1 tRNA gene is annotated in these 250 nt (G+C 58.8%); it reads left to right on the forward strand.

The features are described 5' to 3' along the window. Positions 1-76 (forward strand) — tRNA-Gly (locus tag ACL9RJ_RS33260). The last annotated feature ends 174 nt before the right edge of the window (positions 77-250 follow it).

A 250-nucleotide genomic window follows, 5' to 3' on the forward strand; every position in this document is an offset into this window, starting at 1 on the left:
GCGGGAATAGCTCAGTTGGTAGAGCACGACCTTGCCAAGGTCGGGGTCGCGAGTTCGAGTCTCGTTTCCCGCTCCAATTTTAAACGGTCTTGCCTTCGGGCGGGGCTGAGTGAAACCAGGGTCAGGTCTTCGGACATGATGCTGGACACCGAAACACACACCATGTGTTCCGGGTAGTGTGTCCCCTTCGTCTAGTGGCCTAGGACACCGCCCTTTCACGGCGGTAACAGGGGTTCGAGTCCCCTAGGGG

It is taken from the genome of Pseudomonas sp. Mn2068 (assembly GCF_049319725.1).
Classification (GTDB): Bacteria; Pseudomonadota; Gammaproteobacteria; order Pseudomonadales; family Pseudomonadaceae; genus Aquipseudomonas; species Aquipseudomonas gingeri.